Below are 6,076 nucleotides of genomic sequence, written 5' to 3' on the forward strand. Positions count from 1 at the left end.
GGTTGCTGGTGCGCGAGTAGGTGAAGTCCTCGGAGTTGGAGAACTTGCGCGCCGAGGTTTCCGCGTCGGGCTGGACGTAGGCCGTGGTCAGGAACAGCGCTTCGGAGTTCTCGCCATGCTGGCTAGGCGCCAGCGCCGTGCGCACGGCCAGCGTCTCCGGGCGCAGGCCCTCGGGCAAGGTGCGGCGAGCGGGGTCGCTCATGCGTTCAGCCCCTATTGCTCACTGTCGCTTTGCAGCGCCAGGCGGCCACGTGCGTCGGCGTCTTCCTCGCTGGGCTGGCTGGTGCGTTGCGCGCGCAGCGTGGCGAAGTCTTCGAGACTCACGTCACCGGTCACGTAGTGGCCGTCGAAGCAGCTTGCCTCGAAGCCGGCGAGGCCCGGGCGCAGCGCGGCGACGACGCGCTTCATAGCATCCACGTCCTGGTAGATCAGCGCATCGGCGCCGATGTATTGGCGGATCTCCTCGACGGAGCGGTTGTGTGCGATCAGTTCCTCGGTCGTCGGCATGTCGATGCCGTAAACGTTGGGATAGCGCACCGGCGGCGCGGCGGAAGCAAGGTAGACCTTGCGTGCGCCCGCCTCGCGAGCCATCTGCACGATCTCCTTGGACGTGGTGCCGCGCACGATGGAGTCATCCACCAGCAGCACATTCCGGTCCTTGAACTCGACACCGATGGCATTGAGCTTCTGGCGCACCGACTTCTTGCGCGCGCCCTGCCCCGGCATGATGAAGGTGCGGCCGACATAGCGGTTCTTCACGAAGCCCTCGCGATAGGGCTTGCCGATGCGGTGGGCCAGTTGCATGGCCGAGGGGCGGCTGCTTTCCGGAATCGGGATGACGACGTCGATCTCGTTGGGCGGCATCGTGGAGATGACCCGCTGGGCCAGGGTCTCGCCCATGTTCAGCCGCGCCTGGTAGACCGAGATGCCATCCATCACCGAATCCGGGCGGGCCAGGTAGACGAACTCGAACATGCAGGGGTTCAGCGTCGGGTTGTCATTGCACTGCTCGGTGTGCAGCTTGCCGGTCATGTCGATGAAGAGGGCTTCGCCGGGCGCCACGTCGCGCTCCAGCTGGTGGCCGGTGCCTTCCAGCGCGACGCTTTCGCTGGCCACCATGACCTCGCCGTTGGCCGAGCGGCCGAAGCACAGCGGGCGGATGCCGAAGGGGTCGCGGAAAGCCAGCAGGCCCTGGCCGGCGATCAGCGCGATGACGGCGTAGCTGCCCTTGATGCGCTTTTGCACCGCACGCACGGCGGAGAAGATCTCCTTGGGCGTCAGTGGCAGGTCGCGCGCGGCCAGCTCCAGCTCGTGCGCCAGCACGTTGATCAGCACCTCGGTGTCGCTCTCGGTGTTGATGTGGCGACGGTCGATGTCGAAGAGCTCGTCCTTCAGTGCATGCGCATTGGTCAGGTTGCCGTTGTGCACCAGCACGATGCCGAAAGGCGCGTTCACGTAGAAGGGCTGCGCCTCTTCCTCGCTGTAGGCATTGCCGGCTGTCGGGTAGCGCACTTGGCCCAGGCCGATGCTGCCCGGCAGCGCGCGCATGTTGCGGGTGCGGAAGACATCACGCACCATGCCGCGCGCCTTGTGCATGAAGCACTTGTTGCCCTGCATGGTGACGATGCCGGCGGCGTCCTGGCCGCGGTGCTGCAGCAGCAGCAGCGCGTCATACAGGAGCTGGTTGACGGGGGAGGCAGCGAGAGCGCCGACGATGCCGCACATGGCGAGGGTCCTTAATTGGTCGATTCCGCTTCAGATGGGGTCATCGAGCGGGAAACAAATCGGGCAAGTGGTTCGGGCAGCAAGGGCGCCACGTCGAGCAACACATCACTGAGCACGGGTGCGGCACGCGAGGCCCGCCAGGTGCTTGACTCCGCCAGGGGCGAAGCGCCAATGACGAGCACAAGCAACAGTGCGATGAAGACACCACGCAGCGCACCAAAACCGGCGCCACCCAGGCGGTCCACGATGGACAGCGGCGTGGCGTGAATCAGCGTCTTGACCAGGCGCGAGGCCAGGCTCMAGACGATCAGCACGAAGAAGAAGGCGATCGCCAGCGCGACAACATGCAGGGCGGCAGGGCCGAACTTGCTGGTCATGGAGGCAGGCAGCAGGTCCTCGACGACAGGCGCCAGCGGCGACGCGGCGAAATAGGCGACCACCCAGCCGGCGAGTGACATGACCTCGAAGATCAGGCCGCGCCACAGGCCGATGCCGATCGAGATCAGCAGCACTGCCGCGAACGCGAGGTCGACCCAGCTGAGCGCGACATCCATGGCGGGCTACAGCGTCAGGATGGCGCCGGGCAGGCCCGCGCCCTTGAGCTTGGACGCGGCGCGCTCGGCCTCGTCGCGGCTTGCAAACGGCCCCAGGCGCACGCGCACGCGACGACCATCGGCCGTGTCCACGGCCTGCGCATAGGTCTTGAGGCCGAGCTTCTCGACCTTGCTGCGTACGTCCTGCGCGGTCTTGTTCTCACCGTAGGCGCCTACCTGCACGATGAAGCGTGCGGCAGAAGCAGCAGGCGTGCTGGCCGATGTCTCCTTGCCCTCCAGCAGGGCCTGGGCGCGTGCGCCGTCGTTGGCGTGGGCCTTGGGTTTGTCGGCCGGCTTATCTACCGGTTTGTTGTCGGCCGGCTTGTCGGCTGGTTTTTCAGCAGGCTTTTCGGCAAGTCTGACCGGCGGCTTTTCGGCGGGCTTGGCCTCCGCCGGTGCCACGGCACTGGCGGCTGCAGGCGGCGCGACTTCTGGCGCGGCGGCGGTATCGGCCTGGGCCAGGGGCTCACGCGTCGGCACGGCCAGCGGCGGCGCGGTGTCCTTGCGGGGGATGTCGATGGGCAAGTCGACGGGAATCGGCCGCGGCTGGGTTTCGAAGATCAGAGGGAAGCCGACCACACCGGCCGCCACCAGCACGGCCGCGCCGATAAGGCGGCGGCGGGCGCGCAAGCGCAGCTGCTGCACGTCGTCGGCCGCCTTGGCGCCGGACTTGGCCGACTTTTTGGGCGGCACCGCAGCGGCGGTGTCATCGCGCTTGAGAAAGGAAAACAGGCCCATCGGCAGCGTCTGGCGTCAGTGGAAGGTGGGGGGCTGGGGTGCGGTAGCACCAGCCGTCACGCGCGGCAGGCCCTGTTGAAGCACCCCGCCCACGGTGTAGAAGGAACCGAAGACGAGGATTCTATCGGCCGTGGTCGCCCCGGCCGCCGCTGCATGCAGGGCGTCCAGCGGGTTGGCATGGGTGTGCGTCGCGACATCGGGCGGCGTCTTCAGCCCTGCGGCGAGAAAGGCCGCTTCAAGCTGCTCGGCCTTGGCGGCGCGGGGAATGGCCAGGTCGGTGAAATGCCAGACGTCCACCAGCGGCGCGATCCTGGCCAGGATGCCCGCCAGGTCCTTGTCCGCCATCGCCCCAAAAACGGCATGGGTGCGCGGGAAAAAGCCCATTTGGTCCAGGTTCTGGGCCAGCGCCGCGACGGCGTGGGGGTTGTGGGCGACGTCGAGCACGACGGCCGGCTGGCCAGCCAGCACCTGGAAGCGGCCCGGCAGCTCGACCAGGGCCAGGCCGGTGCGCACAGCCTGGGCGCTGATGGGCAGCCGGTCGGCTAGCGCCTCGAAGGCAGCCAGCACCCCGGCGGCGTTCAGCAGCTGGTTGACACCGCGCAGCGCCGGATAGGCCATGCCGGAGAAGCGCTTGGCTCGCCCGGCCCATTGCCATTGCGTGCGGTCACCGCTGAAGGTGAAGTCGCGGCCCAGCTGCCGCAGGTCGGCGCCGATCTCCATGGCCCGCTCCGCCAGCGAGGCCGGCGGCATCGGGTCGCTGACGACGACAGGCCGGCCCGTGCGCATGATGCCGGCCTTCTCGCGGCCCACGCTTTCACGATCGGGGCCGAGGAATTCGGTGTGGTCCAAGTCGATGCTGGTGATGACGGCACAGTCGCTGTCGATGACGTTGACGGCGTCCAGCCGGCCGCCCATGCCCACCTCGAGGATGACCAGGTCCAGCGGTTCCTCTTGCAGGCGCCGCAGGATGGCCAGCATCGTGAACTCGAAATAGGTCAACGTGATGCCCCCGCGCGCGGCCTCGACGGCCTCGAAGTGCGGCTCCAGCGACTCGGCCGCCACCGGTGCGCCACCCACACGGCAGCGCTCCTGGAAATGCACGAGATGGGGCTTGATGTAGAGGCCGACGCGATAGCCGGCGTGCAGCGCGATGGATTCCAGCATCGCGCAGGTCGAGCCCTTGCCATTGGTGCCGGCGACGACGATGGTGGGGCAGTCGAAGGCAATGCCCAGCCGCTCGCGCACGGTCGCGACGCGGTCCAGCGTCATGTCGATGGACTTGGGGTGCAGGCGCTCGCAGTGAGCGAGCCATTCATCGAGCGTCATGGTCGAGCGTCATGGMGAAACAAAAAACAAAAGCCAGGCACGGGGCCTGGCTTGGGACCCTGCGGGCGACGTTCAGGCGACGGCGTCCGCGCTCTGGCGTTGCAGCATGGCGAGCTGGCGGGCGATGGTCTCGCGCAGCTGGCGGCGGTCCACGATCATGTCGATGGCACCCTTCTCCATCAGGAACTCGGCGCGCTGGAAGCCGGCGGGCAGCTTCTCACGCACGGTGTTCTCGATGACGCGCGGGCCGGCGAAGCCGATCAGCGCCTTGGGCTCGGCCAGCACGATGTCGCCCACGAAGGCRAAGCYRGCRSWCACRCCGCCCATGGTCGGGTCGGTCAGCACACTGATATAGGGCAACTTGGCCTTGGCCAGTCGCGTCAGCGAGGCATTGGTCTTGGCCATCTGCATCAGCGAGAGCAGGCCTTCCTGCATGCGTGCGCCGCCGGTGGCGGTGAAGCAGATGAAGGGCGTCTTCTGCTCGATGGCGGTCTCGACGCCACGCACGAAGCGCTCGCCGACGACCGAGCCCATGGAGCCGCCCATGAAGTCGAACTCGAAGCAGGCGGTCACGACCGGCACGCTCATGATGGCGCCGCCCATGACGATCAGCGCGTCAGTCTCGCCGGTGTTCTCCAGCGCTTCCTTCAGGCGGTCGGGGTACTTCTTGCTGTCCTTGAACTTCAGCGCGTCGACCGGCAGCACTTCCTGGCCGATCTCGTAGCGGCCTTCACCGTCGAGGAAGGCGTCCAGGCGCGCACGGGCGCCGATGCGATGGTGGTGCGAGCACTTGGGGCAGACGTTGATGTTCTGCTCGAGGTCGGTCTTGTAGAGCACCGTCTCGCAGCTCGGGCACTTGATCCACAGGCCCTCAGGCACCGTGCGCCGGTCGGCGAGGTCGCCCTGCTGGATCTTGGGCGGGAGCAGTTTGTCGATCCAACTCATGTCAGTTCCTCTTGTCGAGTGCGGCACGGATGTCTTGGATGAACGCCGCGCCGGTCAGGGCGACATTATCGGCTGGCTGGCGCTCCAGCAGCTCGACCAGCTTGGAGCCGATGACGACCGCGTCGGAAACGTCGGCAACGGCCCGTGCCGTCGCGCCGTCGCGGATGCCAAAACCAACGCCCACCGGCACGCTGACGTGCTGGCGGATGCGCGGCACAGTCTCGGCCACGGCCGCCGTGTTCAGGTGGCCGGCGCCGGTCACACCCTTGAGCGACACGTAATACACGTAGCCGCTGGCCAGCTTGCCGACCTGGGCCATGCGCGCCTCGGTGGACGTGGGGGCGAGCAGGAAGATCGCATCCATGTCGGCAGCGCGCAGCTTGGCAGCGAACTCCTCGCATTCCTCGGGCGGGTAGTCGACGATCAACACACCGTCCACGCCGGCGTCCTTGGCGTCGGCCACGAAGGCGTCCAGGCCATAGCGTTCGACCGGGTTGGCGTAGCCCATCAGCACCAGCGGTGTCTTGCTGTTGCGGGCACGGAACTCGCGCACGAAGCCAAGCACCTTGCGCAGGCCGATACCGTTCTTCAAGGCGCGTTCACCGGCGCGCTGGATGACGGGGCCATCGGCCATCGGGTCGGAAAACGGCACGCCCAGCTCGATGACGTCGGCGCCGGCCTCGGCCATGGCCAGCAGCAGATCGACTGTTGCACTCGGGTACGGATCACCCGCGGTGACGAAGGGGATC

6 protein-coding genes and 1 pseudogene are annotated in these 6,076 nt (G+C 67.3%); all 7 read right to left on the minus strand.

Annotated features, from left to right (window positions below; genetic code table 11):
• Nucleotides 1-202: pseudogene (locus ACXJKR_RS21755) on the minus strand (O-succinylhomoserine sulfhydrylase); the annotation flags it as partial.
• 11 nt (nucleotides 203-213) lie between these two features.
• A complete protein-coding gene (purF, locus tag ACXJKR_RS21760) occupies nucleotides 214-1,725 on the minus strand; it encodes an amidophosphoribosyltransferase (RefSeq protein WP_056196671.1) in 1,512 nt (503 codons plus the stop codon).
• Between the two features lie 11 nt (nucleotides 1,726-1,736).
• Complete coding sequence (locus ACXJKR_RS21765) at nucleotides 1,737-2,279, minus strand: CvpA family protein (RefSeq protein WP_457324593.1); 543 nt, start codon at nucleotides 2,277-2,279, stop codon at nucleotides 1,737-1,739.
• Nucleotides 2,280-2,285: 6 nt separating this feature from the next.
• Nucleotides 2,286-3,056, minus strand: coding sequence for an SPOR domain-containing protein (locus ACXJKR_RS21770; protein ID WP_457324594.1), 771 nt, complete (start codon nucleotides 3,054-3,056; stop codon nucleotides 2,286-2,288).
• Nucleotides 3,057-3,071: 15 nt separating this feature from the next.
• Nucleotides 3,072-4,382: a bifunctional tetrahydrofolate synthase/dihydrofolate synthase gene (folC, locus tag ACXJKR_RS21775; protein ID WP_457324595.1), complete on the minus strand. Its 1,311-nt coding sequence runs from the start codon at nucleotides 4,380-4,382 to the stop codon at nucleotides 3,072-3,074.
• Between the two features lie 72 nt (nucleotides 4,383-4,454).
• Nucleotides 4,455-5,327, minus strand: coding sequence for an acetyl-CoA carboxylase, carboxyltransferase subunit beta (accD, locus tag ACXJKR_RS21780; protein ID WP_457324596.1), 873 nt, complete (start codon nucleotides 5,325-5,327; stop codon nucleotides 4,455-4,457).
• 1 nt (nucleotide 5,328) lies between these two features.
• On the minus strand, nucleotides 5,329-6,075 hold the full coding sequence (gene trpA / locus ACXJKR_RS21785) for a tryptophan synthase subunit alpha (protein WP_457324597.1): 747 nt from the start codon (nucleotides 6,073-6,075) through the stop codon (nucleotides 5,329-5,331).
• Nucleotide 6,076 lies beyond the last annotated feature (1 nt).

The sequence above is a fragment of the Roseateles sp. P5_E11 genome, assembly GCF_054049355.1.

What these genes read in the sequence shown, in the direction of transcription:
- purF (WP_056196671.1), bottom strand. Translation starts at nt 1,725, where the DNA reads ATGTGCGGCATCGTCGGCGCTCTCGCTGCCTCCCCCGTCAACCAGCTC.
- ACXJKR_RS21770 (WP_457324594.1), bottom strand. Translation starts at nt 3,056, where the DNA reads ATGGGCCTGTTTTCCTTTCTCAAGCGCGATGACACCGCCGCTGCGGTG.
- folC (WP_457324595.1), bottom strand. Translation starts at nt 4,382, where the DNA reads ATGACGCTCGATGAATGGCTCGCTCACTGCGAGCGCCTGCACCCCAAG.